Genomic DNA, 23,585 nt, shown 5'->3' with positions numbered 1-23,585 from the left:
CGCCGGAAGGGGCGCCGCCGCCTATGATCCCGCGGCGGAGCCGGCTGTTGACTGCGCTCCCGGCAGGCGCAAGGCCGGCTAGACGCCGGCGGCGCGCTTCCAGAGCATCGACAGCAGCGGCGGCAGCCGCCCGGCCAGGCCAAGCACGGCGCCGCGCGCCAGGGTCAGGTGCATCTCGTCGTTGGAGAACAGCGTGTTGATCGCATCGAAACTGTAGGCGGCAACGGTGTTCTCGCTGCGACGGGTGCGCGCCCAGCGTTGCAGGCGGTGCGGCGTGCTCCAGTCCTGCCGGCGCTGCCGGGCCTGGCGCACCAGATCACGCAGCCCGGCCACATCGCGCAGGCCCAGATTCACGCCCTGCCCGGCCAGCGGATGCACCACATGCGCGGCATCGCCCAGGGTCAGCACGCGGCCGGCGACATAGGCCTTGGCCAGCTGCCGGCGCAGCGGGAACGCCGCACGCGGCGAGACCGGTGTCATCGGCCCCAGCCGTCCGGCGAAGGCGTTGGTCAGTTCGCGCCCGAACGCGGCATCATCCAGCGCCAGCACCCGCTCGGCCTCGGCATCGGGCAGGGTCCAGACAAACGAGCTGCGGTACTTTTCATACGGCAGCACCGCCAGCGGACCGGTATCCAGGAAGCGCTGCCAGGCGGTGGCCTCATTGGGCCGCTCACTGTCGATGTAGCCGACCACGCCGCGCTGGCCATAGTCGTGCCTGCTGACCTCCAGTCCGGCCAGCGTGCGCAGAGTCGATTCGCCGCCATCGGCGGCAATGGCGATGGCCGCTTCGACGCGGCGGCCATCGTCCAGGCGCAGCCGCACGCTGTGCGCGTCCTGCTCCATCGATTCCACCCGTGCCGGGCAATACACCTGCACTCCGGCCGCCGGCAATGCCGCCCACAGCCGGTCCACCAGCAATCCGTTCTCGACGATCCAGCCCAGCTCGCGCCGGCCCAGGGTGTCCGCATCGAAGGTGAGATCGCCGCCACCGGCGGCATCCCAGACCGACATGCGCCGGTACGGGCACACCTGCGCGCGCTCGATCTGTGCCCACACCCCCAGCGCCTGCAGCAGCGCGGCGTTGTCGGCGGCAAAGGCGAACACGCGCAGATCCGGCCGCTGCGGCGACCACGGCGACGGCTCGCGGCCCTCCACCAGCGCCACCTGCAAGCCCTCACCGGCCAGCGCCAGTGCACAGGCCGCGCCAACCACACCGCCACCGACCACCACCGCATCCCATTGTCCACGCCGGCTCATCGCCCTTCGCTCCTGCACAGTTCCGGCACGTGGCCACGGAATCCCATTGCCCCGCCAACCAGGAACGACTGCACCGCACTGGCCTGCGCCGCCGCGACCAGCCCAAGGCTGCGCAACGGCCGCAACAGCGGCGTGGCGTTGCTGGTCAGTCGCGCCAACCCGTCGGAAAAGGCCACGGTCTGTTCACGGTCCGGCGCACGCCGTTGCACGTAGGCCGTGAGCAGCGCATCGCTGCCCGGATCCGGCATGCCGTCGCCAATCAGCTCGGCCAGCGTCAACGCATCGCGCAGGCCGAGGTTGAAGCCCTGCGCACCCAGCGGGTGGATGGTCTGCGCCGCGTTGCCCAACAGCAGCGCACGCTCGCCCACCAGCCTCTGTGCCAGCACCTGGATCAGCGGATAGGCGCTGCGCGGACCGCTTTCCAGCAGGCGCCCGGCGCGCCAGCCCATCGCGTCCTGCACCCGTGCCAGCCAGGCCGCCTCGTCCAGCGCCATCACCGCCTCGGCCTGCGCGCGCGCCACACCATGGACCACGCCGTAATGGCGGTCGCCACGCGGCAGCAACGCGGTCGGGCCGGTATCGGTGAAGCGCTCGTAGGCGCTGCCATCCGGCGGTTTGGCCGCACGGATCCGCGCCACCAGCAGGGTCTGCCGGTAATCGTGCTCGCTGACCTCGATACCCAGCGCCTTGCGCACCGCGCTGCGGGTGCCATCGGCGCCCACCACCAGCCGCGCGCGCAGGCGCTGCTCGCCGGCATCGCCGGCGATCACCACCTCGCGGCGGCCGCCAGCGCAATCCCCCAGGCCGACAAACTTCGCCGGGCGGTAGCGGGTGAGCTGCTTCAGCGCGCCCAGGCCGGCTTCCAGGGCATCGCCGAAATCGCAGGCCACCACCACCTGGCCGAACGCCTCGCGACCGTAGTCCTCGGCACGCATCACCACCCGGCCGAAATCACCGGCGCGGCTGACATGGATGCGACGGATCGGCCCGCCCGGATTGACCAGCCGCTGCATCACCCCCAGCCCGGTCAGCGCGTTGACCGTGGCCGCGGCAAAGCTGAGGTTGCGCTGGTCAAACACCGCCGGCAGCGCGCCGGCGGGCGTGGCCTCGACCAGGCCCACATCCAGCCCCAGCCGGTCCAGTGCGATGGCCAGACTGGCACCGACCAGTCCGCCACCGACGATCACTACGTCATGGTTATTGCTCATGGCGCAATGATAAAGCGTTCGCTCCGGCGGTTCGCCGCGCCGATGCGGCGCCGCAACCGCAGCTTCCCGCCACAGCGGCTAGAATGGCCGTCTGATTAACGGAACCCGATCATCGACATGACCGCCAACGTCCAACGCGCCCTCATCCTGTCACTGCTCGTGCTGCTGATGGCCGGCACCCGCATCAACCATTTCGCACCGGTCCCGGATGCCTCGTGGGCGGTGTTCTTCATCGGCGGCTTCTACCTGCGCAGCTGGACCCGCTGGGCGTTCCCGGCGCTGATGGCGCTGGCCGTGGCCGTGGACTGGGCGGTGATTTCCAGCCAGGGCATGAGCTTCTGGCAGCACTACTGTGTCTCGGCCGCGTACTGGATGCTGATTCCGGCCTATTTCGCGATGTGGGCCGGCGGCATGCTGCTGCGCCGCGGCTACGCGGGTACCAGCTGGAAGTCGCTGGGCCTGCTGGCCGGCACCCTGATCGGCTCGGTGGCGCTGTGCCACCTGATCGCGCAGGGCAGCTTCTACTGGATCAGCGCCGCGGTCAGTGAACCGACCTTCGCTGGCTGGGCCAAGAACTACACCGACTGGCTGCTGCCGTACCTGCGCACCGCCGCCCTGTACACCACCGGCGCTGCCGTGGTGCAGGCACTGGTGGAGGTGGCCGGCAGGCAGCCGGCCGCCAACCGCGCCGCGCACTGAGGGCGCCGGACAATGGGCAACCGTCTTTCCAGGATCTACACCCGCACCGGCGACGATGGCAGCACCGGTCTGGGCGATGGCAGCCGCACCGGCAAGGATTCGCTGCGGGTCAACGCCTACGGCACCGTCGACGAGGCAAACTCGGCCATCGGCGTGCTGCTGGCCGTGCAGATTCCGGACGATATCCGGTCGCTGCTGACCACCGTGCAGCACCAGCTGTTCGATCTGGGCGGCGAGCTGTGCATTCCCGGCCATGCCGCCATCCATGCCGCCGACATCGACGCGCTGGAACAGCACCTGGACCGCTACAACGACGACCTGCCGGCGCTGAAGGATTTCATCCTGCCGGCCGGCGGCGAAGGCGCGGCACGCTGCCATCTGGCCCGCACCATCGTCCGTCGGGCCGAGCGCGAGACCGTCGCCCTGGCCCGGGTGGAGGAGGTGCGCGGTGAAGCCGTGCGCTATCTCAACCGCCTGTCGGACCTGCTGTTCGTGCTGTCCCGTGTCCTGGCCCGTGCCGACGGCCATGGCGAAGTGCTGTGGAACCACGAGCGCCGTCGCGGCTGATTCCCGGCCCACCCTTCTGACGCCGCGCATTGCGCGGCGTCGACCGTTACAGTGCGGACATGCTGGTATTCACCCACCCCGCCTGCCTTGAACACAATCCCGGTATCGACCACCCCGAGTCGCCGGAGCGCCTGCGCGCGGTGATCTCCGCCTTGCAGGACGCATTCCCGCATCAGCTGCAATGGCGCGAGGCGCCGGCCGCCAAACTGGGCGAGCTGTCCGCCGTGCACAGCCGCGAGCTGATCGACAACATCCTGCAGGTGCAGACCGCGCCACTGCGACGCATCGACCTGGACACCTTCGCCTCTTCCGGCTCGGCCGGCGCGGCCGTCCATGCCGCCGGTGCCGGGGTGGCCGCGGTCGATGCGGTGATGCTGGAGCGCGACCACAACCGCGCCTTCTGCGCGGTGCGCCCGCCCGGGCACCACGCCACCGCCGATACCGCGATGGGCTTCTGTCTGTTCAACAATGTGGCCGTCGCCGCCGCCTATGCCCGCGACAAATACGGCCTGGAACGCATCGCCATCGTCGATTTCGACGTCCATCACGGCAATGGCACCCAGGCCATCTTCGAAGCCGATCCGAAGGTGGCCTACTACAGCACCCACCAGTCCGGGCTGTTTCCCTATTCGGGCAACATGCGCGAACGCGGAGTCGGCAACATCTGCAACATCCTGCTGCCGCCGGGCAGTGACAGCTTCCGCTTCCGCAACACCTGGGCCGACGACATGCTGCCGCAGATCGACGCCTTCCGCCCGCAGCTGCTGCTCATCTCGGCCGGCTTCGACGCACACCGGGGTGACCCGCAGGCCGACCTGATGGTCGAGACCGAGGATTTCGCCTGGCTGACCACCGAGCTGGTCGCCATCGCCAACCGCCATGGTGGGCGCCGGGTGGTGTCGATGCTGGAGGGCGGCTACGACCTGCAGGCCCTGGGCGAATGCAGCGTGGCCCATGTCGGGGCCCTGCTGGCCCCCTAGCCCACGCATGAACCCTGCCCGGCTCTGCGCGACACTCTTCATTGCCCCCATGCAGGTGATGCGGCAAGCTAGCGGCCGTTTTCTTTGAAATCGAACCGCGTGCGCCGAGCCCTCCGTCTGCTGCCCCTGCCCCTGAGCATCGCCATCTGTCTGCCTGCCATGGCCGATGACAAGCCGGTGAACTGGGGCCTGTGCCCAGCCACCGAGGTGTTGCCCGCCTTCAACGAAGCCCCGCAGGCCGACAAGGCCGCCGCCGCGGCCCGCGAGCAGCTGCCCACCGACATCGAGGGCAACGAGCTCACCGGCACCAGCACGGTCCCCCAGTACCAGGGCAACGTGATCCTCAAGCGCGGCGACCAGTTCATGGGCACCGACAACCTGCGCCTGGATACGGAGACCGGCAATTACATCGCCGAGGGCAATGTGCGTTATTCGGATTCGTCGATCCGGATGGTGGCCGAACGCGCCGAGGGCAACCAGGAAAGCGACACCCACAAGATCAGCAACATCCAGTACCAGCTGGTATCGCGCCGGGGCAATGGCGGTGCCGAATCGATCGACCTGCAGGGCGCGATCGGGCAGATGCACCATTCCACCTACACCACCTGCGATCCCTCGCAGCCGATCTGGAAACTCGTCGCGCCACAGATCGAAGTGGACAATGACGAGGGCTTCGGCACCGCGCGCAACGCGGTACTGAGGATCGGCAAGGTGCCGGTGCTGTATGCGCCCTACTTCAAGTTTCCCATCGATGACCGCCGCCAGACCGGCCTGCTCTATCCAAAGCTGAGCCTGTCCGGCCGCAACGGCTTCGATTACGCCCAGCCGATCTACTTCAACCTGGCGCCGAACTACGACGACACCCTGACCCCGCGCTACATGAGCAAGCGCGGGCTGATGCTGGACAACGAGTTCCGCTATCTGTACTCCGGCGGCCGGGGGCAGCTCGATACCGCCTACATGCCCAATGACTCGCTGCGCGACCGTGATCGCGGCAAAGTGGAGTTCAGCGGCTACCACAACATTGATACGCATTGGCAGGCGCGCTCCAGCCTGGCCTGGGTCAGCGACGAGCGTTACCTGGAAGACTTCGCCAACCGCCTGCTGGGTGTCACCGCCTCCAACCTGCAAAGCACCGCCGGCATCTACGGTACCGGCCGCACCTGGACGGCCGGCCTGATGGCCGACCACTGGCAGCTGACCGACTACACCCTGACCGAGGACTCGCTCCCCTACAGCCGCCAGCCGCGCCTGTACGCGACCTGGGACGACAGCTTCGGCCGCTGGTTCGAAGCCGGGGTCTATGCCGAGGCGGTGCGCTTCACCCATGACGACATCCATGGCAAGTTCGGCGCGGACCGCGAATACGAGCGCGATGGCAGTGTGTCTGAAAGGCCCGGCGGTTCACGCCTGGACATCAAGCCCTATGTCTCGATGCCGCTGGCCGGCGCGTCCTGGTACATCACCCCGACCCTGGCCTGGCGCTATACCGCCTACCAGCTGGACAGGAAGCTGGCCGACGGCCTCAGCGGCGAGCGCAACCCGACCCGCAGCCTGCCGATCACCACCATCGATGCCGGGCTGTTCTTCGACCGCGAGACCACCCTCGGCGGCAAGTCCTATCTGCATACCCTGGAACCGCGGGTGTTCTACCTGAACACGCCTTACCGTGACCAGAGCGACATACCGCTGTTCGACACGCGCGCCTTCACGTTCAGCTGGGGTCAGCTGTTCCGCGACTCCCGCTATACCGGCGCCGATCGCCAGAACGATGCCAACCAGCTGACCACGGCGCTGACCACGCGCCTGATCCGCCAGGCCGATGGTCGCGAGAAGCTCTCGGCCAGCATCGGCCAGATCAGCTATTTCGACGATTCACGGGTCACGCTCAATCCCAATGACCCGGTGCTGGACCAGGGTAAATCGGCCTGGGTGGCGGACATGAACTGGGCAGTGACCGACCGCTGGACAGTCGGCACCAGCTACCAGTGGAATCCCAAGTTCCGCAAAGAGGACCTGGCCAGCCTGCGCGCGCGCTACCTGCTTCCGGACGACGGCGTGGTCAACGTGAACTACCGCTACCGGCGCAATCCCGGTAATGGCTCGGACCAGCTCAAACAGGTGGACTTCTCCTTCCTGTACCCGATCAATCCGCGCTGGAGCGTGGTCGGACGCTACTACTATTCGCTGCTGGATACCGATCGCAAGCCGCTGGAAATCATCGGTGGCGTGCAGTGGGACAGCTGCTGTCTGGCGGTGCGTGCACTGGCCCGTCGCTACGTGAAGAACCGCGAGGGCGATCTCAACAACTCCTTCCAGATCGAGTTTGTGCTCAAGGGGTTGAGCTCGGTCGGGCAGGACACGGACCGCACCTTGCGCCGTGCTATTCTCGGCTACAACCGAGACGACCTGTACCTCGTTCCGCCCAGCAACATCGAAGCGAACGACGACGACTACGATCCGAATCTGATTCCATGACCAAAACCCTACCTGCAATCCTCGCCACACTGCTGGCGTTTTCCGGCGTGTCCGCCCCCGTGGCTGCCCAGCAGTTGCAGCCACTGGACCGTATCGCCGCCATCGTCGACGAGGATGTGGTGCTGCAGAGTGAATTGCAGCGCGCGGTCAACAACATCAAGAGCCAGTACGCCGGCCGTGAAGTCCAGTTGCCGCCCGATGCGGTGCTGGAGCGCCAGGTGCTGGAGCGTCTGGTACTGGTCAAGCTGCAGGCCGCCCGCGCCGAGGGCAGTGGCATCCGGGTCAGCGACCATGAACTGAACCAGGCCATCGGCAGCATCGCCCAGCAGAACGGCACCTCGCTTGAGGGCCTGCGCCAGCGCCTGGCCCAGGACGGCATCTCCTTCGAGGACTTCCGCAAGTCCGTGCGCGAGGAGATCATCGTGCAGCGCCTGCGCCAGAGTTTCGCGCAGAGTCGCATCAGCGTCAGCGAAGGGGAGGTGGACGCCGCCCTGGCCCAGCAGAACGCCGGCGGCACCCAGTACCATCTGGCCCACATCCTGGTGGCCTTGCCCGAAGGCGCCACCGCCGAGCAGATCAGCACCGGCCAGAGCAAGGTCGACGGCATCAAGAACCTGCTGGACAAGGGCGAGCTGGATTTCTCCGCCGCGGCCGTGCGCTATTCCGACAGCCCCAATGCGCTGGAAGGCGGCGATCTGGGCTGGCGCAGCGCTGACGAGATCCCCAACGCGTTCGCCAACCAGATCAAGACGCTGAAGCCCGGCGATGTGCTCGGCCCGATCCGCGGCCCCAGCGGCTTCCAGCTGCTGAAACTGGTGGAAGTGCGCGACAGCAACGCCGGCGACACCCGCACCGTGACCGAGTTCCACGCCCGCCACATCCTGGCGCGGGTGACCGAGCAGCAGGACGAGGCCGCCGCCAGGGCCAAGATCGAAACCCTGCGCGCGCGCATCGTCGGAGGCGCCGATTTCCAGGCCGTGGCCAAGGAATCCTCCGATGACGCCAACAGCCGGGGGCAAGGTGGCGATCTGGGCTGGTTCCCGGCCGATGCGTTCGGCCCGGACTTCGGCCAGCAGGTCGAAAGCCTGGCCGACAACGGGGTCAGCCAGCCGTTCCGCACCGATGCCGGCTGGCATATCGTGCAGCGCGTGGCCTCGCGCCAGACCGATGTGACCGATGACAACAAGCGCGCCCAGATCCGCGAAACCATCGGCCGCCGCAAGCTGGAAGACGAGTACAACCGCTTCCTGCAGGAGTTGCGTGGCGAGGCCTATGTCAGCTTCCGCAGCGGTGACCGTGCCGAAAACACGGCCGAAACCCCGCAGCAGCCCTGACCGATGATTCCCCAGCTCGCTCTGGTTCCGGGCGAGCCCTCCGGGATCGGCCCGGAACTGTGCATTCGCCTCGCCCAACAGCCGCGCAGTGATTGCCGGCTGTTGGCGTTTGCGGACCCCGATACGCTGCGTGCGGCGGCCACCGCGCTCGATCTGCCGCTGCAGCTGCTGCCCGAACAGGCCCAGGCGTCACGGCCCGGCGATCTGCGCCTGCGCGAGATCCGCAACGCGGCGCCATCGCGGTTCGGCCATGCCGATCCGCGCAACGCCCGTGCGGTGATCGATGCCCTGCTGGGCGCCGGCCAGGCCTGCCTGGACGGCACGCTGGACGGGGTGGTCACCGGTCCGGTGCACAAGGCGGTGATCAACCAGGGCGGCATCGCCTACAGCGGCACCACCGAACTGCTGGCCCACCAGGCCGGCGTGGAGGTGGTGATGATGCTGGCCAACGACATCGTGCGCGTGGCGCTGGCCACCACCCATCTGCCGCTGCGTCAGGTCGCCGACGCCATCACGGCCCAGAGCCTGCGCAAGGTCATCACCACCACCCATGCGGCGCTGCGCCGCGATTTCGGCCTGCCGCGGCCACGGATCGCGGTGCTCGGATTGAATCCGCATGCCGGCGAGAACGGGCACCTGGGGCACGAGGAGATCGAGGTGATGATCCCGCTGCTGGAACAGCTGCGTGGCGAAGGCCTGGACCTGATCGGCCCGTTGCCGGCCGATACCGCGTTCCTGCCGGCCAAGCTGGCCGGCTTCGACACGGTGCTGGCCATGTATCACGACCAGGGCCTGCCGGTACTCAAGTACAGCGGTTTCGAGCAAGCCACCAATATCACCCTGGGCCTGCCCTACCCGCGTGTGGCCGTGGACCATGGCACCGCATTGGACCTCGCCGGAAAAGGCGTGGCCGATCCTTCCAGCCTGTTTGCCGCCACCGCGCTGTGTGCCCGGCTGGCTGCACAACGTAAAATCGCCCGATGAATTCCCCACATTCCCCGCGCAGCGGCACCGGCTTCACCGCTCCTGCGAAAAAGCAGCTCGGCCAGCACTTCCTGGCTGACAAGCACTACGTCGAAAAGATCGTCATGGCGGTCAACCCGAAGGCCGGCGACCGCCTGGTCGAGATCGGCCCGGGCCAGGGCGCCATCACCTTCCCGCTGCTGCGGCGCCACCCGAAGCTGACCGTCATCGAGTTCGACCGCGACCTGATCGCGCCTCTGACCGAGGCCGCCGCGCCGCTGGGTGAGCTGACCATCGTCCATCGCGACGTGCTGCAGGTCGATTTCACCGAACTGGCCGCCGGTGCGCAGATCCGCCTGGTCGGCAACCTGCCCTACAACATCTCCTCGCCGATCCTGTTCCACGCGCTGGAACACGCCGCGGCGATTTCGGACATGACCTTCATGCTGCAGAAGGAAGTGGTCGATCGCATGGCCGCCGGCCCCGGCAGCAAGGTGTATGGCCGCCTCAGCGTGATGCTGCAGGCCTCGTGCGAGGTGACCTCGCTGTTCGTGGTACCGCCGGGCGCCTTCCGGCCACCGCCGAAGGTCGATTCGGCCGTGGTGCGGCTGGTGCCACGCGATCCGTCCAGCATCGGCATCGACGACCACAAGCGTTTTGCCGAGGTGGTCAAGGCCGCCTTCGGCCAGCGCCGCAAGACACTGCGCAACGCCCTCAACGGCGTCTGCGACGAGGCACAGTTCGAAGCGGCCGGCGTGCGCAGCGATGCCCGCGCCGAACAGCTGGAAGTGGCCGACTTCATCAAGCTTGCCAATGCGCCGCGCGTCTGACCGCACGGTTCGGGCAATCCGACCACCTGCTTTTGCTTACACTCCCCGCATGGAAGATTCCCGCCACTACGCGATCGAGATCGAGGTGACCCCCCGGTTCATCGACGACCAGTCGGCCCCTGAAGACGGGCGCTTCGCGTTCGCCTACACGATCCGCATCCACAACCGGGGCACCGTGCCCGCAAGGCTGATCAGCCGCCATTGGCGCATCACCGATGGCGAAGGCCGGGTCGAACATGTCGATGGCGACGGCGTGGTCGGCGAACAGCCGCGCCTGCGTCCCGGCGAAGAGTTCCGCTACACCTCCGGCATCATGCTCGGCACCGAACGCGGCACCATGCAGGGCCATTACGACATGGTCGCCGATGACGGCACCGAGTTCACCGCGCCCATCGCGCCGTTCGTACTTTCCATTCCCAGGACGCTGCACTGATGGCGACCTGGGCAATTGGCGATCTGCAAGGCTGCTACGACGTCACCCAGCGCCTGCTGGAAAAGATCAACTTCGATCCCGCCGCGGACAGGCTCTGGTTCTGCGGCGATCTGGTCAACCGCGGCGGGCAATCGCTGGAGACGCTGCGACTGGTGCATTCGCTGCGCGAGCACAGCGTCACCGTGCTCGGCAACCATGACCTGTCGTTGCTGGCCATCGGCGCGCGCAGCGAGGAGGAACAGCGCAAGGTCAATCCGGACCTGCAGCGCATCGTGCTGGCCGAGGACCGCGACGTGCTGCTGGAGTGGCTGCGCTCGCAGAAGCTGCTGCATGTGGACCGCGAGCTGGGCTGGATGATGTTCCATGCCGGGCTGGCGCCGAAGTGGACCGTGGCGCTGGCCGAAAAGCACGCCCGGGAAGTCGAACAGCAGCTGCATGGCAACGGCTACCGCAAACTGTTCCGCAACATGTACGGCGACAAGCCGGCGTGGTCGCCGGGCCTGAGCGGCTATGACCGCTCGCGCGCGATCATCAACATCTTCACCCGCATGCGCTACTGCACCCCCAGCGGGCGTATCGGCATGGAAGACAAAGGCACGCCCGGCACCCAGGCGCAGGGCATGTATCCGTGGTTCGAGGTCCCGGGCCGGGTCGAGCGCGAGCTGAAAATGGTTTGCGGTCACTGGTCGGCGCTGGGCCTGACCATCACCCAGGGCGTGCATGCGATCGACACCGGCGCGGTGTGGGGCGGCAAACTCACCGCGCTGCAGCTGGACAGCGAAGAACTGCGCGTGGTGCAGGTTCCCGGCCGCGATGTACCGGCGCCGGTACCGGGCGCGCAGCCGCCACGCAGGCCGCAACCGGAGCGGCGTGTCGAGCCGCGCCCGGAGGCCGGCGGCAACCACGAGCGCGCCGAGCAACGCCGGCGTCCGCGCCGGCATCGTCCGCGTGGCGGTGGTACCAACCACCCTGGCGGCAATCCGCACAAGCCCGCCCCGGGCGAATGAAGCGCGGACCATCGGCGCAGCCGCCGATGGTCACGCAAAGGTCGCGGCGTTTCCCACGGGTCTGTTGATCAGCGCCGGACGTAGTGCGCGAACCGGAAGGCGAAGGCATGCCGCTCGTCGGCCGCGTGCGGCTGGCTGTCCACTTCCTGCCACTGCGCCGGATCCACTTGCGGAAAATGCGTATCGGCCACCACCGCGGTGTCCACCCAGGTCAGATACAGATCACTGGCCTGGTCCAGCAACAGGCGATAGACCTCGCCGCCGCCGATCACGCACAGCTCCTGCGCACCGTCGCCCCGGGCAACCGCCTGGGCCTCATCGAGTGAAACCACCGCACGCATCCCTTCGAACGGCACCTGTCCGCCGCGCGTCAACACCAGGTTGGTGCGACCGGGCAACGCCCTACCCAGCGACTGCGCGGTCTTGCGCCCCATCAAGATCGGTTTGCCCAGGGTCAGCGCCTTGAAGTGCTTGAAGTCATCCGGCAAGTGCCAGGGCATCGCGTTGTCACAGCCGATCCCGCGATTGCGATCCAGCGCGGCGATCATCGACAGCTTCATCGCTGCACTCATACGGCCACCGGCGCCTTGATCGCCGGATGCGGGTGATAGCCGTCGATGCGGATGTCATCGAAGGTGAAACCGAACAGGTCGGTCACTTCCGGGTTCAACCACAGCGTCGGCAGCGCGCGCGGTTCGCGTGCCAACTGCTCGCGGGCCTGTTCGAAGTGGTTCGAATACAGGTGCGCATCGCCCAGCGTATGCACGAAATCCCCCACCCCCAGCCCGGTGGCCTGCGCCACCATATGCGTGAGCAGCGCATAGCTGGCGATGTTGAACGGCACGCCGAGGAAGATGTCGCCGCTGCGCTGGTACAGCTGGCAGCTGAGCTTGCCGTCCACCACGTAGAACTGGAACAGGTTGTGGCACGGCATCAACGCCATCTGCGACAGCTCGCCCACGTTCCAGGCGCTGACCACCAGCCGCCGCGAATCCGGATTGCGTTTGATCTCTTCCACCAGCCACTGCATCTGGTCGATCTCGCGGCCGTCGGCGGTGGCCCAGCTGCGCCACTGCTTGCCGTAGACCGGACCGAGATCGCCATTGGCGTCGGCCCACTCGTCCCAGATCCGCACCTGGTTGTCCTGCAGATAGGCGATGTTGGTGTCACCTTTCAGGAACCACAGCAGCTCGTGGATGATCGAGCGCAGGTGCAGCTTCTTGGTGGTGACCAGCGGGAAACCCTGGTTGAGATCGAAGCGCATCTGCCAGCCGAACACGCTGCGGGTGCCGGTACCGGTGCGGTCGGACTTCTCGCTGCCGTGTTCGAGCACATGCTGCAACAGCTGCAGATACTGCTTCACGCCTTTTCTCCCGCCACTGCCGGCTGCAATACCGGGGCGCGCCGCGACAGGGCCAGCAGTACCAGCCCCAGCCCGATCAAGGGCAGGCTCAGGATCTGCCCGCGGGTCAGCCAGTCGAACGCCACGTACACGCCGTTGTCGGGCATGCGCACGAACTCGACCAGGAAGCGGAAGCTGCCATACAGCAGCGCGAACAGACCCGACACGGCATAGCGCGGGCGCGGCGTCCTGGAATACAGCCACAGCACCACGAACATCACCAGCCCTTCCAGCAGTGCTTCATACAGCTGCGAGGGATGGCGCGCGTACTGGTTGAGCAGACCGGCGGCGTAATCCTGCTGGATCTGCGCGGCCGACATCAGCTGCTGCATGCTCGGCAGGCCGGCGGGCACATCCTTCAGCGGCGCATGCGGAAAGATCACGCCCCAGCCGGCATGGGTGAACTTGCCGAACAGCTCGCCACCGATGAAATTGCCCAGCCGGCCGAACCCCAGACCCAGCGGCACCAGCGGCGCGACGAAATCGATGGTGTCGAAGAAGTGCAGCCTGTGCTTGCGGGTCCACCACCAGCCGGCGATCAGCACGCCCAGCAGGCCGCCGTGGAAACTCATGCCGCCTTCCCACACCCGCAGCAGGATCATCGGGTTGGCCAGCCATTCGGCGCTGGCGTAGAACAGCATGTAGCCGATGCGCCCACCCAGCACCACGCCGAGCATGCTGTAGAACAGCAGATCGGAAAAACCGTTCATGTCCACGCCCGGCAGACGTCCGGCGCGGATGCGCACGCGGCCCAGCCACCAGGCGGCGGCGAAACCGAGCAGGTACATGATGCCGTACCAGTGCACCTTGATCGGCCCCAGCGAGAAGGCGACGGGGTCTATGTCGTGTAGGTAGATCATGTGGGCACGCAGTGGCAGACAAGCCCCTATTCTCGGGGCTGCATCCCCCGCGTCAACCGCCGGCTCAATCGAGCAGCTGCGGCCGGTCCGGCAGTTCGTTGCCCGCACGCCGGGTCGGATCCGCTGGAAAGTGCGCGGCCAGCAGCTGCGAGACTTCAGCCACCGCCGCCAGCACCGCCGCTTCACGGTCGCCGTTGCGCAACTGCTCGCGCAGGTGATCGCAGATCCTCTGCCATTGCGCGGCCTCGATCACCTCGCGCAGGCCCCGGTCGGCGACGATTTCAATGGCCCGGTCGGCCAACAGCAGATAGATCAGCACGCCGTTGTTGGCCTGCGTATCCCAGGTCCGCAGCAGGGCGAAGGCGTGTTCGGCGCGCTGGCGGGGCGTGACACCGTTCCACAGCGCCGCCAACGACAGGTCCGATTCGACCGCGAACATCACCTGCCCGCCATGCAGGCGCTCGCCGGCGGCGATGGCATGGGCGATCCGGTCCAGACTCGCTTCCGGGAACGCGGCCTGCGCCGAGGGCGAGAACAGATGGCGCAACCAGCGCATCACCAGCTCCCCGAGGCGCCACCGCCTCCCGAGCGACCACCGCCGCCGCCCCAGCCCCCTCCGCCGAAACCGCCCCCGCCAAATCCGCCGCCTCCGAAACCACCTCCGCCCCAACCGCCACCGCTGGCGAAACCGCCGCCGGACGTCTTGCCGAAGGACAGCAACAGCGCGGCCACGGCGGCGATACCGCCGCCGAGCATCGACAACAGCACCCAGCCAATACCACCGGCCACCAGGCCCGCTGCCAGCCCACGCGCCGGACGCGGCAGTCGGGAGAGCAACAGCCGCATGAAACCTGCTGCAAAGACGCCGATCATGATCGCGAAGAAGAAGGTCTGATCGCCATTGCCCTCCTCGTTGTTGCGGTTGCTGGCCACCGGCGCCGGCAGCGCCTCGCCCTCGATCAGCCCCACCAGTACCGCCGTGGCGGCGGTAATACCGCCGGCATAATCGTCCTGGCGGAAATGCGGCACCAGATACTCCTGGATCACCCGGTTGGCGATGGCGTCGGGAATGGCCCCCTCCAGCCCGTAGCCCGGCTCGATCCGCACCCGCCGGTCATCCCTGGCCACCACCAGCAGCACCCCATCGTCCACGCCCTTGCGGCCGATGGCCCACTGATCGAATACCCGGGTGGTGTACTGGGCGATATCCTCCGGCTGGGTGGTCGGCACGATCAGCACCTGCAGCTGTGCCCCCTTGCGCTGCTGCAGAGCCAGTGCCTGCTGCTCCAGCGCCTGCTTCTGCGCCGCATCGAGGGTGCCGGTGGTATCGACCACCGGCGAATCCAGCGGCGGGATCGGCGCCAGTTGCTGGGCCGGCAACGCGCCCGCCCAACCCAGGCCAAGCAGGCATAACAACAGGCCAAAGCGCTGCAGCAATGCGCTCATCGCGCGCGGCTCACTGTGCCGATGCGGGCTGCGGCGGCGTCTGCTGCGGCGCAGCCGGCTGGGCGCCGAAGTTCACGGCCGGCGGCTGTGCGATCTGCGCCTCGTTCTCGACCGTGAAATTGGGTTTGGCCTTGTAACCGAACAGCTTGGCGGTGATCACCTGCGGGAACGAGCGGATGAACGTGTTGTAGTCCTGCACCAGCTGGATATAGCGGCCACGGGCCACGGTGATGCGGTTCTCGGTGCCTTCCAGCTGCGCCTGCAGGTCGCGGAAGTTCTGGTCGGACTTCAGCGTCGGGTAGTTCTCGCTGACCACCAGCAGCCGCGACAGCGCGCTGCCCAGTTCACCTTGCGCCTGCTGGAACTGCTTGAGCGAATCGGCGTCATCGGCATTGACCTGGATCTGCCCGACCTTGGCACGGGCATTGGTGACCTCGGTCAGCACCTGCCGTTCCTGCTGGGCATAACCCTGCACGGTGTTGACCAGGTTGGGGATCAGGTCGGCGCGACGCTTGTACTGGTTCACCACCTCGGACCAGCCGGCCGTGACCGCCTCGTCCTTCTGCTGGATGGCGTTGTAGCCACACCCGGAAATCGAGATCGCCGCGACGACAAGCAACATCAGGCGGAGGTACTGGCGCATGGTCGGATCCTTTGACGGCAGGAGCGCCGAGCATGCCACGGCCGGTGTTCAGCGTGTGCATACGGAAAAGGCCGGCAATGCCGGCCTCTCCGCTCCCTCTTCCGGCCAGTTGGCGGCGAGGGCGATCCTGTCCGGGCTATGCCGGAGACTTACCAGCTGTCCGCGCCCGGCACGTGATGGGCCTTGGCGTTGCGGCGCATCAGCAGGTTCAGCCACTCCACCAGCACCGAGAAACCCATCGCCGCGTAGATGTAGGGCTTGGGCACGTGCACGTCCAGGCCATCCAGCACCAGCACCGCACCGACCAGCAGGATGAAGGCCAGCGCCAGCAGCTTCACGGTCGGATTGGCGTCGATGAAGCGGCCCAGCGGATTGGCCGCCAGCAGCATCACCGCCACCGCCAGCAGCACCGCGCAGACCATCACCGGAATGTGGTCAGCAATGCCCACGGCGGTGATCACCGAATCCAGCGAGAACACGATGTCGATCACCGCGATCTGCGCGATCACCATGCCGAACGTGGCCGACGCCTTGGTGGTCGTCGGGTCGGCATCCTCACCACCGCTGACCAGCTCGCGGATTTCGGCCACGCCCTTGTAGAGCAGGAACAGGCCACCAATGATCAACACCAGATCCCGGATGGAAATGCCCATCCCGGCAATGTTGAACAGGTTGTTCTCCATATGCGCCAGGAACGCCAGCGACACCAGCAGCAGGATGCGGGTGACGCACGCCACCGCGATACCGACGCGACGGGCCAGCGGACGCTTTTCTTCGGGCAGACGGCCGACCGCAATGGAGATGAACACCAGGTTGTCGATGCCGAGCACGATTTCCAGTGCGCTGAGCATGAACAGGGTGACCCAGACGTTCGGGTCGGCAAGAAGCTCAAAAGACATGCAGAAAATCCTTCAATAAAGCCATAGCGTCACCGCCGCCCGGCGGATGACTTGTCAGAAAAGACGGGGCACCAGGATCAGGCCCCAGCACAGCAGCACATTCATCATCAGCACGAACACGGCCGCCGATCCCATGTCCTTGGCGCGTCCGGCGAGCACGTGATACTCCGGGCCATAACGCTCGATCACCGCCTCGATGGCCGAGTTGGCCAGCTCCATGGCGATGACCAGCAACATCGAGCCGACCAGCAGCGCGCGTTCCACCGGCGTCTGGCCCAGCCACAGCGCCAGCGGCGCCAGCACCACGAACAGGCACACTTCCAGGCGGAACGAGGATTCATGCATCCAGGCCGCGCACAGCCCCTGCCAGGACCACTTGGCCGCCTTCAGGATACGGGCCGGACCACGGGGCATATGCCCGATCCCATCAGCCATGAGAGCCAGCTCCCACCGCGCGGCGGCCGACGGACTGCAGAAAAGAAGAGGGCGTCACAGCGGGAGCACCGATGTATGTGGATGGCGACCGCGCATTCTGCCACAAGCTTCCGGGCACTTCCCGGGAACCGCCGGCCGGCGCTGTCAGCCGAAGTGGACGGTAGCCGTGGTGCCCTGCCCCGGCGCGCTTTCCAGTTCGATCCGCCAGCCGAAGCGTTCGCACAGCCGGCGCACGATCGACAGTCCCAGCCCGGTCCCCAGCGGACGGGCCGGCTCAGCCCGGAAGAACGGCTCGAACACCCGCGCCAGGCTCTCTTCCGTCATGCCGATGCCGCTGTCGCGCACCACCACCCGGTCATTGCCCACTTCCACCACGATCGTGCCGGTATCGGTATAGGCGCAGGCATTGCGCAGCAGGTTGCTGATGACAACATGCATCACCCGCGGCGGCGCCAGCAGCAGGTGGTTGTTGCCCACCACTTCCAGCGTCAGCTCGACCGGTCGCCCGGTCAGCATTTCACGGGCGTTGTTGACTTCATAACGGACGATATCGGCCACATCGAACCATTCGGCCTGCGGCTCGATATCGGCCTCGCGCGCCAGGATAAGGAAGGCGTCGATCACCGCTTCCATATCCCGCCCGGCCCGCTGGATACGGCCCAGACTGCGCTGCAGGCGTGGATCCAGCTCCGGCGTACTCAGCGCCATGTCGCTGGCCATGCGGATCACGGTCAGCGGGGTACGCAGTTCATGGCTGGCGTCGCGGGTGAAGTTCCGCTCGCGGGCGACATGCTGGCCCACCCGGCTGGCCAGCGAATGCAGCGCGGCCGCCAGCTGGCGGGCTTCGCCCTGCACATCGGCCGGCAGCCGCTCCGCCGCCAGTTCGCTGGCATCGGGGTACCGCGGATCCCATTGCGACACCCGCCGCGCCAGCCAGTTGACCGGCGAGACGATCCGCCACGAGGCCCGGTAGGTCAGCCACGACGCGCCGTAGATCCCCAGCAAGGTGATCAATACCGGGACCACGCCAAACCAGAACGCGGCGCGCTGCGCCTGCGAGCGCAGGAACACCAAGTACAGCCGTCCGGCCGGGCGTTGATCGACCAGCACCAGCTGGTCGGCCGCTTTCAGCTCATGGAAGCCGGGTTCCAGCGGGCGCAGGTCCTTGGGCAGGCTCAGACTCGACTGCCCGGTTTCCAGCAGGTAACCGCGGATATTGCGCGTATTGGGCGGCGGCTGCACCGGCGAGGCCTCGTGCAGCTGCCAGTAGTAATCGGCCTCTTCCTGCAGCACGACATGGACCAGTCCGTGCTTGATGACCAGCGACACCAGATAGCCGCCCAGCAGCACCGCCAGGCTGGCCAGCAGTGCCTGCACGATAAAAGCGATCCTGATCTTGCGCGGCAATCCGTGCGCCATTACGGCTCCCGCCGCGAAACGTCGCGACTACCGCCATCGACGGTACTTCCCGGCCGTAACAGAGCACCGGTAAACGCTGTCGCACACGGGGTGCGACAGCCATTCCTGGTTGCCACTACACGTCCCTCTGCCACCCGCCGGTCAACTCATCGGCTGGGCGATGTCGGCGATGCGGTAGCCGGCGCTCTGCACGGTGTGCAGCAGCGGATGGTCGAAAGGCTTGTCGATGATCTTGCGCAGGTTGTACAGGTGGCTGCGCAGGGTATCCGAATCGGGCAGGCCGTTGCCCCAGATCTCCCGCTCGATCTCCTGCCGGGTGACCACCCGCGGCGACTCGCGCATCAGGATGGTGAGCAACCGCAGGCCGATCGGCGACAGCTGCAGTTCGCTGCCGGCGCGGGTGGCGCGCATGCTGACCGGGTCCAGCACCAGGTCGGCGACCTTCAACACCTCGGCACCGACCTGGCGGCGCTCGCGGCGGATCAGTGCCCGCAGCCGTGCTTCCAGCTCTTGGATCGCAAAGGGTTTGGTCAGATAGTCATCGGCACCGTAGCCCAGCCCGGTGAGCTTGTCGTCCAGCGTGTCGCGTGCGGTCAGCATCAGCACCGGCGTGGATTTGCGCGCTTCATTGCGCAATTTGCGGCAGACCTCGATGCCGTCCAGACGCGGCAGCATCAGATCCAGTACCACCACGTCGTAACTGTTCTCGGCCGCCAGCCGGTAGCCGTCCAAGCCATCGACCGCGTAATCCACTTCGAACCCTTTGCTTTCCAGGTACTCGCCGATCATTTCGGAAATATTGCGGTTGTCCTCGACGACCAGCACCAACCCGGACGATTCCTTTGTCTGTCGCATGGAGCCTCCTAATCTTCAGCTTTGTGAAACATGCCGCATCCGGAGTAGAAAGCGTGTGAAGACCGCCGCAATTCGTGATCACGAAGGCCGCCGGGACCGGAATCTGTCCACGATCGGGCACTCCCGGACCGTGCGACCGCCCTATGCTGTGGACTCCCGCCACGCTCAGCGCCCTATGCCCGGCATGCCGATCACCGCCTATCTGTACCCCGTCCTGCTGCTGGTCGCCAGCAACGTCTTCATGACGGTGGCTTGGTACGGCCATCTGAAATTCAAATCGGCGCCGCTGATGACGGTGATCCTGGTCAGCTGGGGTATCGCCTTCTTCGAGTACTGCCTTCAGGTGCCCGGCAACCGCCTGGGCAGCGCGGTGTATTCGGCGCCGCAGCTCAAGGGCATGCAGGAGGTGATCACGCTGGTGGTGTTTGCAGTGTTCTCGGCCACCTATCTGGACCAGCCGCTGAAGTGGAACCACTGGGCGGCCTTCGCGCTCATCGTGGTGGCGGCGCTGCTGATGTTCAAGGAATAGCGCCACCACGCTGCCTGACAGGGAAAGGCCCCGCAGTGCGGGGCCCTCCGGATCACTTGATGGGCGCCGGTTCAACGAACCGGGCAAATACCGTGTCGATTTTCGTCTGATCCACCGCCGCCCCGCCCTGCACGGTCTCGGCCTGCTCGAACAGCGGGATGATCATCGCCATGCCATCGAGTTTTGTTTTCAGATGTACGCCCGGGGCCTTGCCCAGCCATCCCTCCCAGCGCTGGCGCACCTGTGCCCAGAACCCGGCCGTCGCGTTCCAGTAGCTTCGGGCCGGGGTGAAATCGACCTCGCTGGTTTTCAGGTAGTCGTTGAAGCCGAATTCGCGGGCGATCTCCACCTGGCGGCCATCGGCATTGCGCTGCACCTTGGTGTTGAACTGCTCATGGGTCCAGCCACCCGGCGTGAGCGTGTGCCGGTTGATCACCGCCAGCGCGTTGTAATCGCTGCGCCGGGTGTATTCGCGACGTGGCAGCGGCCGCCAGCTCAGGTCGCTGGTCCAGGTCGGCACGTTGTTGGCGTAGCTCCACCGGCCGGTGCCGCAGTAACGCGGCGCATCGCTGACCTCGTACACGCACTGGGTCCAAGCGCCTTTGTTGACCGCCGCCGGAATCGTGCGCACCCCCCAGGTCTGCTCGGCGCTGAACTCGAACCGGTGGGGCGCTTCATACACCCAGTCCTGCCGCCAATGCTTGGTGACGTGGCCGCTTTTCCCATCCACCAGCAGATGCTGCAACACGATACGCTGCGGGCTGTCTTCCACCACGATCACCACCTCGTTGCCACCACTGCGCATGGCCGGGGCGCGCTCGTAGCCGGGTTTGAGCAGCACGGTTTCATCGAAGGCGAAATCCACCGTGTATTCGCCCTGCATCGCCAGGATGCTGGCGCGATCACGCGCGGTGTCCACGGACTGGGCGCTGGCTGCGCCGCTGCCGGCCAACAGCAGCAACGCGCCGGCGGAAAGCAATTTCATGTGTCGTTCCTTTGTGAGGGGTAGCAGAAAGAGAGGGGCCATCCGTGGCCGGGAGAGATCCGTTTGTGGCAGCACTGCTGCGTGCCGGCGCTATCAGCGCAGCGACATCACCAGGCGACCGCCAGGCTGGCCGACACCGTGCGGCCGGGATTGCTGTAGCGATCCAGCACCGGACTGTTGCCAGCCAGGTTGGCCGTGATACCCGACCAGTCGATGTACTTGCGGTCGCCCAGGTTGAACACTCCGACATTCACCTTCGCACCGGGCGCGAACTCCCAGTGCGCCATCAGATCCAGTACGCCGTAGCCGCCTGGGCGATAGGCCGTGGCGCTGGCGATACGGTCCTTGCGGCGCGCGAAGGTGCCGGCCAGCTCCATGCCCCACGCATCGCGGTCGTACATCAGCCCGATGCTGCCGCGCAGCGGATCGATCGAGTCCAGCGGCACGTCCTCGGTGCGGTTGTCGCCGCGCGACCACGCCACCGCGCTGCGCAGCGACCAGCCTTGCAGCGCACCGGCCAGTTCGCCGAAATCCACCCCGGCCTTCATTTCCGCGCCGTAGATCCGTGCATCGGCGATGTTCTGCGACTGGAACACCATCAGCCCCTGCGCGTTGTTGCCGATATAGCGCTGCGATTCAATGAAGTCGCGGTAGTCGTTGTAGTAGCCGCTCACGCTCATGTAGGCAGCCGACGCGATGAAGCGCAGCCCCAGCTCCACGCCGTCGCTGGTTTCCGGCTTCAGTTCCGGATTGGGGATGGCGGTGTAGCCGAACATCACGTTGGTGAAACCCAGATTGACGTCGTTGTACGGCGGCGAGCGAAAGCCGTGCGAATAGCCGGCGAACAGCGACCACTGCTCGTCAAAGCGCCAGACCGCACCGAACTTCGGCGACACACTGGTCTTGGTCAGCGAGGCCACCGCCATGCCCGGGTTGTCAGCGGCGAAAATCGCATCCAGTTCCGGCTTGAGCCGGTAGTGATCCACGCGGATGCCCGGCACCAGCGACAGCCGCCCGTCGGCCAGACGCATCTCATCCTGGGCGTACAGCCCCAGCTCGGTGGTCTTGCTGACCGGGAAGTCGCGCACCGGGAACACGTCCGGCAGGATCGTGCTGCTGACCGTGCCATTGGCCAGCACCTGGAAGCCATCGCGCTTCTGGCGTATTTCGGTCCATGCGCCATCCACGCCCCAGGTCAGCGCATGGGTCACGGTGCCGGTCTCGAAAGACTTGTCCAGCAACGCCTGCAGCCCGTAGACACGCTGGTCGAAATTGAACTCGCGATGGCGGCGGCTGCCATTGGCGCGCTGCTCGTTGGTGACCTGCATGGTCTCACTGTCCTGGCGATACAGCTGCCAGCGCAGGCTGTCGGCCAACGCGCTGTCGAGCGCATCCATCTCATGGGCGAACGCCACCCGCGCGCGGGTCTGCGTGTCATGCGCGGTCATGCCGGTGGTCGTGGTGCGATCGATCGCCGAGTACACATCGGTATCGGTGCTGTCCTCGTTGCCTTCCACGGTCAGGCGGAACCGCTGGTTCTGGTCGGGGGCATAGACCAGCTTGGACAGTACGCTGCGGCCATCGCGCTGCTGCGGGTTGGCGGCGGTGCGGGTGTTGTCGCGCGTACGCAGCTCGCCCTTGTTGGCCGTTTCCTGCCCTTGCCGGTGATTGACGTTGACCATGGCGCTCCAGTGCCCGCCACCGAACGCCGTGGTCGCGCTGCCGAGCAGGCCCTGCCAGTCCCCGTCGTAGCCGAACTTCAGACCGACGTAGCTGTCTTTGCCTTCGCCCAGATAGTCGGCCGGGTCCTTGGTGACGAACGCGACCACCCCGCCCAGTGCATCGGAGCCGTACAGCGAGCTGGCCGGCCCGCGCACGATCTCCACCCGCTTGAGCGTTTCCAGATCGGTGAAATCGCGGTTGGCATTGGCGAAGCTGCCGATGTTGAAGCTCTTGGGCATGGCGATGCCGTCGGTCTGGATCAGCACACGGTTGCCATCCAGACCGCGGATGCGGAAGCCGCCCAGGCCAAACCGGGTCGCGCTGCGGGTTACCGAAATACCCGGCTCGTAGCGGACCAGATCGCGGATGTCGTGCACCAGCTGGTTGTCCAGCTGTTCGCGGTCGATCACATCGACCGTGGCGGCGACATTACTGACCGCCCGCGCGGTCCGGGTGGCGGTGACCTGGACGCGGTCGAAATCACGCACATCGGCCGAGGTGGCGGTTTCAGCGTGCGCAGGAGACAACACCGCCCACAGGGCGGCGCTCAGAACAGTTGGACGGATCATGGGTGCCTGGAATCAATCGAAGGAACAGAGCCCGCGGACACAGCAACCGGGGTGCCGAAGCAGGC

The 23,585-nt window shown here is 66.6% G+C and carries 24 protein-coding genes; 10 read left to right on the top strand and 14 right to left on the bottom strand.

What is annotated here, in order from left to right; translation table 11 throughout:
* Positions 1 to 78: 78 nt before the first annotated feature.
* Both ACVOMC_RS02970 and ubiH read right to left on the bottom strand, forming a co-directional pair.
* Complete coding sequence (locus ACVOMC_RS02970) at positions 79 to 1,257, bottom strand: UbiH/UbiF family hydroxylase (RefSeq protein WP_481522786.1); 1,179 nt, start codon at positions 1,255 to 1,257, stop codon at positions 79 to 81.
* Positions 1,254 to 2,465, bottom strand: a complete 1,212-nt coding sequence (gene ubiH, locus ACVOMC_RS02965; protein ID WP_481522785.1) for a 2-octaprenyl-6-methoxyphenyl hydroxylase — start codon at positions 2,463 to 2,465, stop codon at positions 1,254 to 1,256. Before ubiH ends, ACVOMC_RS02970 begins: the two co-directional genes overlap by 4 nt.
* A gap of 117 nt (positions 2,466 to 2,582) precedes the next feature.
* Between ubiH and ACVOMC_RS02960 the strand changes: the two genes are divergently transcribed.
* The 9 genes from ACVOMC_RS02960 (at position 2,583) to ACVOMC_RS02920 (ending at position 11,756) form a co-directional block, all read left to right on the top strand.
* Positions 2,583 to 3,164 carry a hypothetical protein gene (locus ACVOMC_RS02960; RefSeq protein ID WP_481522784.1) on the top strand — a complete coding sequence of 194 codons (582 nt, stop codon included), beginning with the start codon at positions 2,583 to 2,585 and terminating at the stop codon, positions 3,162 to 3,164.
* A gap of 12 nt (positions 3,165 to 3,176) precedes the next feature.
* Entirely contained in the window at positions 3,177 to 3,731 is a 555-nt protein-coding gene (locus ACVOMC_RS02955; protein WP_481522783.1) for a cob(I)yrinic acid a,c-diamide adenosyltransferase, read from the top strand.
* Positions 3,732 to 3,790: 59 nt separating this feature from the next.
* Complete coding sequence (locus ACVOMC_RS02950; RefSeq protein ID WP_481522782.1) at positions 3,791 to 4,711, top strand: histone deacetylase family protein; 921 nt, start codon at positions 3,791 to 3,793, stop codon at positions 4,709 to 4,711.
* A gap of 99 nt (positions 4,712 to 4,810) precedes the next feature.
* Positions 4,811 to 7,189: an LPS-assembly protein LptD gene (lptD, locus tag ACVOMC_RS02945; protein ID WP_481522781.1), complete on the top strand. Its 2,379-nt coding sequence runs from the start codon at positions 4,811 to 4,813 to the stop codon at positions 7,187 to 7,189.
* Positions 7,186 to 8,523, top strand: a complete 1,338-nt coding sequence (locus ACVOMC_RS02940; RefSeq protein ID WP_481522780.1) for a peptidylprolyl isomerase — start codon at positions 7,186 to 7,188, stop codon at positions 8,521 to 8,523. The genes lptD and ACVOMC_RS02940 overlap by 4 nt, the downstream gene beginning before the upstream one ends.
* 3 nt (positions 8,524 to 8,526) lie before the next feature.
* Entirely contained in the window at positions 8,527 to 9,507 is a 981-nt protein-coding gene (gene pdxA, locus ACVOMC_RS02935; RefSeq protein ID WP_481522779.1) for a 4-hydroxythreonine-4-phosphate dehydrogenase PdxA, read from the top strand.
* Positions 9,504 to 10,316 (top strand): 16S rRNA (adenine(1518)-N(6)/adenine(1519)-N(6))-dimethyltransferase RsmA, encoded by an 813-nt coding sequence (gene rsmA / locus ACVOMC_RS02930; protein WP_481522778.1) that lies wholly within the window; start codon positions 9,504 to 9,506, stop codon positions 10,314 to 10,316. Before pdxA ends, rsmA begins: the two co-directional genes overlap by 4 nt.
* A 49-nt stretch (positions 10,317 to 10,365) precedes the next feature.
* Complete coding sequence (gene apaG / locus ACVOMC_RS02925; protein ID WP_054660314.1) at positions 10,366 to 10,749, top strand: Co2+/Mg2+ efflux protein ApaG; 384 nt, start codon at positions 10,366 to 10,368, stop codon at positions 10,747 to 10,749.
* Entirely contained in the window at positions 10,749 to 11,756 is a 1,008-nt protein-coding gene (locus tag ACVOMC_RS02920) for a symmetrical bis(5'-nucleosyl)-tetraphosphatase (protein ID WP_481522777.1), read from the top strand. Before apaG ends, ACVOMC_RS02920 begins: the two co-directional genes overlap by 1 nt.
* Before the next feature lie 68 nt (positions 11,757 to 11,824).
* Here ACVOMC_RS02920 and ACVOMC_RS02915 read toward each other — a convergent pair whose 3' ends face one another.
* The 10 genes from ACVOMC_RS02915 to ACVOMC_RS02870 all read right to left on the bottom strand — a co-directional run bounded on the left by ACVOMC_RS02915 (position 11,825) and on the right by ACVOMC_RS02870 (position 19,715).
* Positions 11,825 to 12,316, bottom strand: coding sequence for a dihydrofolate reductase (locus ACVOMC_RS02915; protein ID WP_481523057.1), 492 nt, complete (start codon positions 12,314 to 12,316; stop codon positions 11,825 to 11,827).
* 8 nt (positions 12,317 to 12,324) lie between these two features.
* The gene (locus ACVOMC_RS02910) at positions 12,325 to 13,119 is read right to left on the bottom strand and encodes a thymidylate synthase (RefSeq protein WP_481522776.1); all 795 of its coding nucleotides are present in this window, start codon (positions 13,117 to 13,119) and stop codon (positions 12,325 to 12,327) included.
* Complete coding sequence (lgt, locus tag ACVOMC_RS02905) at positions 13,116 to 14,018, bottom strand: prolipoprotein diacylglyceryl transferase (RefSeq protein ID WP_057506249.1); 903 nt, start codon at positions 14,016 to 14,018, stop codon at positions 13,116 to 13,118. Before lgt ends, ACVOMC_RS02910 begins: the two co-directional genes overlap by 4 nt.
* 64 nt (positions 14,019 to 14,082) lie before the next feature.
* A complete protein-coding gene (locus tag ACVOMC_RS02900; RefSeq protein ID WP_481522775.1) occupies positions 14,083 to 14,574 on the bottom strand; it encodes a TPM domain-containing protein in 492 nt (163 codons plus the stop codon).
* On the bottom strand, positions 14,574 to 15,464 hold the full coding sequence (locus ACVOMC_RS02895; RefSeq protein ID WP_481522774.1) for a TPM domain-containing protein: 891 nt from the start codon (positions 15,462 to 15,464) through the stop codon (positions 14,574 to 14,576). The genes ACVOMC_RS02900 and ACVOMC_RS02895 overlap by 1 nt, the downstream gene beginning before the upstream one ends.
* 10 nt (positions 15,465 to 15,474) lie before the next feature.
* Positions 15,475 to 16,107 (bottom strand): LemA family protein, encoded by a 633-nt coding sequence (locus tag ACVOMC_RS02890; RefSeq protein ID WP_481522773.1) that lies wholly within the window; start codon positions 16,105 to 16,107, stop codon positions 15,475 to 15,477.
* 149 nt (positions 16,108 to 16,256) lie between these two features.
* Entirely contained in the window at positions 16,257 to 17,006 is a 750-nt protein-coding gene (locus ACVOMC_RS02885) for a TerC family protein (RefSeq protein ID WP_054658088.1), read from the bottom strand.
* 54 nt (positions 17,007 to 17,060) lie between these two features.
* Positions 17,061 to 17,441: a diacylglycerol kinase gene (locus ACVOMC_RS02880; RefSeq protein ID WP_057505922.1), complete on the bottom strand. Its 381-nt coding sequence runs from the start codon at positions 17,439 to 17,441 to the stop codon at positions 17,061 to 17,063.
* Positions 17,442 to 17,585: 144 nt separating this feature from the next.
* On the bottom strand, positions 17,586 to 18,860 hold the full coding sequence (locus ACVOMC_RS02875; RefSeq protein ID WP_481522772.1) for a sensor histidine kinase: 1,275 nt from the start codon (positions 18,858 to 18,860) through the stop codon (positions 17,586 to 17,588).
* Positions 18,861 to 19,001: 141 nt separating this feature from the next.
* Complete coding sequence (locus ACVOMC_RS02870) at positions 19,002 to 19,715, bottom strand: response regulator transcription factor (protein WP_481522771.1); 714 nt, start codon at positions 19,713 to 19,715, stop codon at positions 19,002 to 19,004.
* Positions 19,716 to 19,890: 175 nt separating this feature from the next.
* Here ACVOMC_RS02870 and ACVOMC_RS02865 point away from each other — a divergent pair, with 175 nt between their 5' ends.
* A complete protein-coding gene (locus ACVOMC_RS02865) occupies positions 19,891 to 20,244 on the top strand; it encodes a DMT family protein (protein ID WP_054658082.1) in 354 nt (117 codons plus the stop codon).
* A gap of 52 nt (positions 20,245 to 20,296) precedes the next feature.
* Here the strand turns inward: ACVOMC_RS02865 and ACVOMC_RS02860 are convergent, their stop codons facing one another.
* Together ACVOMC_RS02860 and ACVOMC_RS02855 are read right to left on the bottom strand one after the other, a co-directional pair.
* A complete protein-coding gene (locus tag ACVOMC_RS02860; protein ID WP_481522770.1) occupies positions 20,297 to 21,229 on the bottom strand; it encodes a DUF6607 family protein in 933 nt (310 codons plus the stop codon).
* 107 nt (positions 21,230 to 21,336) lie between these two features.
* Positions 21,337 to 23,520 (bottom strand): TonB-dependent hemoglobin/transferrin/lactoferrin family receptor, encoded by a 2,184-nt coding sequence (locus ACVOMC_RS02855; protein ID WP_481522769.1) that lies wholly within the window; start codon positions 23,518 to 23,520, stop codon positions 21,337 to 21,339.
* Positions 23,521 to 23,585 lie beyond the last annotated feature (65 nt).

The organism is Stenotrophomonas sp. STEN014, from assembly GCF_056760315.1.
The sequence above is the reverse complement of the archived record's forward strand: the minus strand, read 5'-3'. Positions and strand labels throughout refer to the sequence as shown.

Coding starts and splice junctions, on each gene's coding strand:
- apaG (WP_054660314.1), top strand. CDS start 10,366: ATGGAAGATTCCCGCCACTACGCGATCGAGATCGAGGTGACCCCCCGG.
- lgt (WP_057506249.1), bottom strand. CDS start 14,018: ATGATCTACCTACACGACATAGACCCCGTCGCCTTCTCGCTGGGGCCG.
- ubiH (WP_481522785.1), bottom strand. CDS start 2,465: ATGAGCAATAACCATGACGTAGTGATCGTCGGTGGCGGACTGGTCGGT.
- ACVOMC_RS02890 (WP_481522773.1), bottom strand. CDS start 16,107: ATGCGCCAGTACCTCCGCCTGATGTTGCTTGTCGTCGCGGCGATCTCG.
- pdxA (WP_481522779.1), top strand. CDS start 8,527: ATGATTCCCCAGCTCGCTCTGGTTCCGGGCGAGCCCTCCGGGATCGGC.
- ACVOMC_RS02865 (WP_054658082.1), top strand. CDS start 19,891: ATGCCCGGCATGCCGATCACCGCCTATCTGTACCCCGTCCTGCTGCTG.
- ACVOMC_RS02940 (WP_481522780.1), top strand. CDS start 7,186: ATGACCAAAACCCTACCTGCAATCCTCGCCACACTGCTGGCGTTTTCC.
- ACVOMC_RS02860 (WP_481522770.1), bottom strand. CDS start 21,229: ATGAAATTGCTTTCCGCCGGCGCGTTGCTGCTGTTGGCCGGCAGCGGC.
- ACVOMC_RS02855 (WP_481522769.1), bottom strand. CDS start 23,520: ATGATCCGTCCAACTGTTCTGAGCGCCGCCCTGTGGGCGGTGTTGTCT.
- rsmA (WP_481522778.1), top strand. CDS start 9,504: ATGAATTCCCCACATTCCCCGCGCAGCGGCACCGGCTTCACCGCTCCT.
- ACVOMC_RS02920 (WP_481522777.1), top strand. CDS start 10,749: ATGGCGACCTGGGCAATTGGCGATCTGCAAGGCTGCTACGACGTCACC.
- ACVOMC_RS02895 (WP_481522774.1), bottom strand. CDS start 15,464: ATGAGCGCATTGCTGCAGCGCTTTGGCCTGTTGTTATGCCTGCTTGGC.
- ACVOMC_RS02950 (WP_481522782.1), top strand. CDS start 3,791: ATGCTGGTATTCACCCACCCCGCCTGCCTTGAACACAATCCCGGTATC.
- ACVOMC_RS02915 (WP_481523057.1), bottom strand. CDS start 12,316: ATGAAGCTGTCGATGATCGCCGCGCTGGATCGCAATCGCGGGATCGGC.
- ACVOMC_RS02960 (WP_481522784.1), top strand. CDS start 2,583: ATGACCGCCAACGTCCAACGCGCCCTCATCCTGTCACTGCTCGTGCTG.
- ACVOMC_RS02955 (WP_481522783.1), top strand. CDS start 3,177: ATGGGCAACCGTCTTTCCAGGATCTACACCCGCACCGGCGACGATGGC.
- ACVOMC_RS02870 (WP_481522771.1), bottom strand. CDS start 19,715: ATGCGACAGACAAAGGAATCGTCCGGGTTGGTGCTGGTCGTCGAGGAC.
- ACVOMC_RS02900 (WP_481522775.1), bottom strand. CDS start 14,574: ATGCGCTGGTTGCGCCATCTGTTCTCGCCCTCGGCGCAGGCCGCGTTC.
- ACVOMC_RS02970 (WP_481522786.1), bottom strand. CDS start 1,257: ATGAGCCGGCGTGGACAATGGGATGCGGTGGTGGTCGGTGGCGGTGTG.
- ACVOMC_RS02885 (WP_054658088.1), bottom strand. CDS start 17,006: ATGTCTTTTGAGCTTCTTGCCGACCCGAACGTCTGGGTCACCCTGTTC.
- ACVOMC_RS02875 (WP_481522772.1), bottom strand. CDS start 18,860: ATGGCGCACGGATTGCCGCGCAAGATCAGGATCGCTTTTATCGTGCAG.
- ACVOMC_RS02880 (WP_057505922.1), bottom strand. CDS start 17,441: ATGGCTGATGGGATCGGGCATATGCCCCGTGGTCCGGCCCGTATCCTG.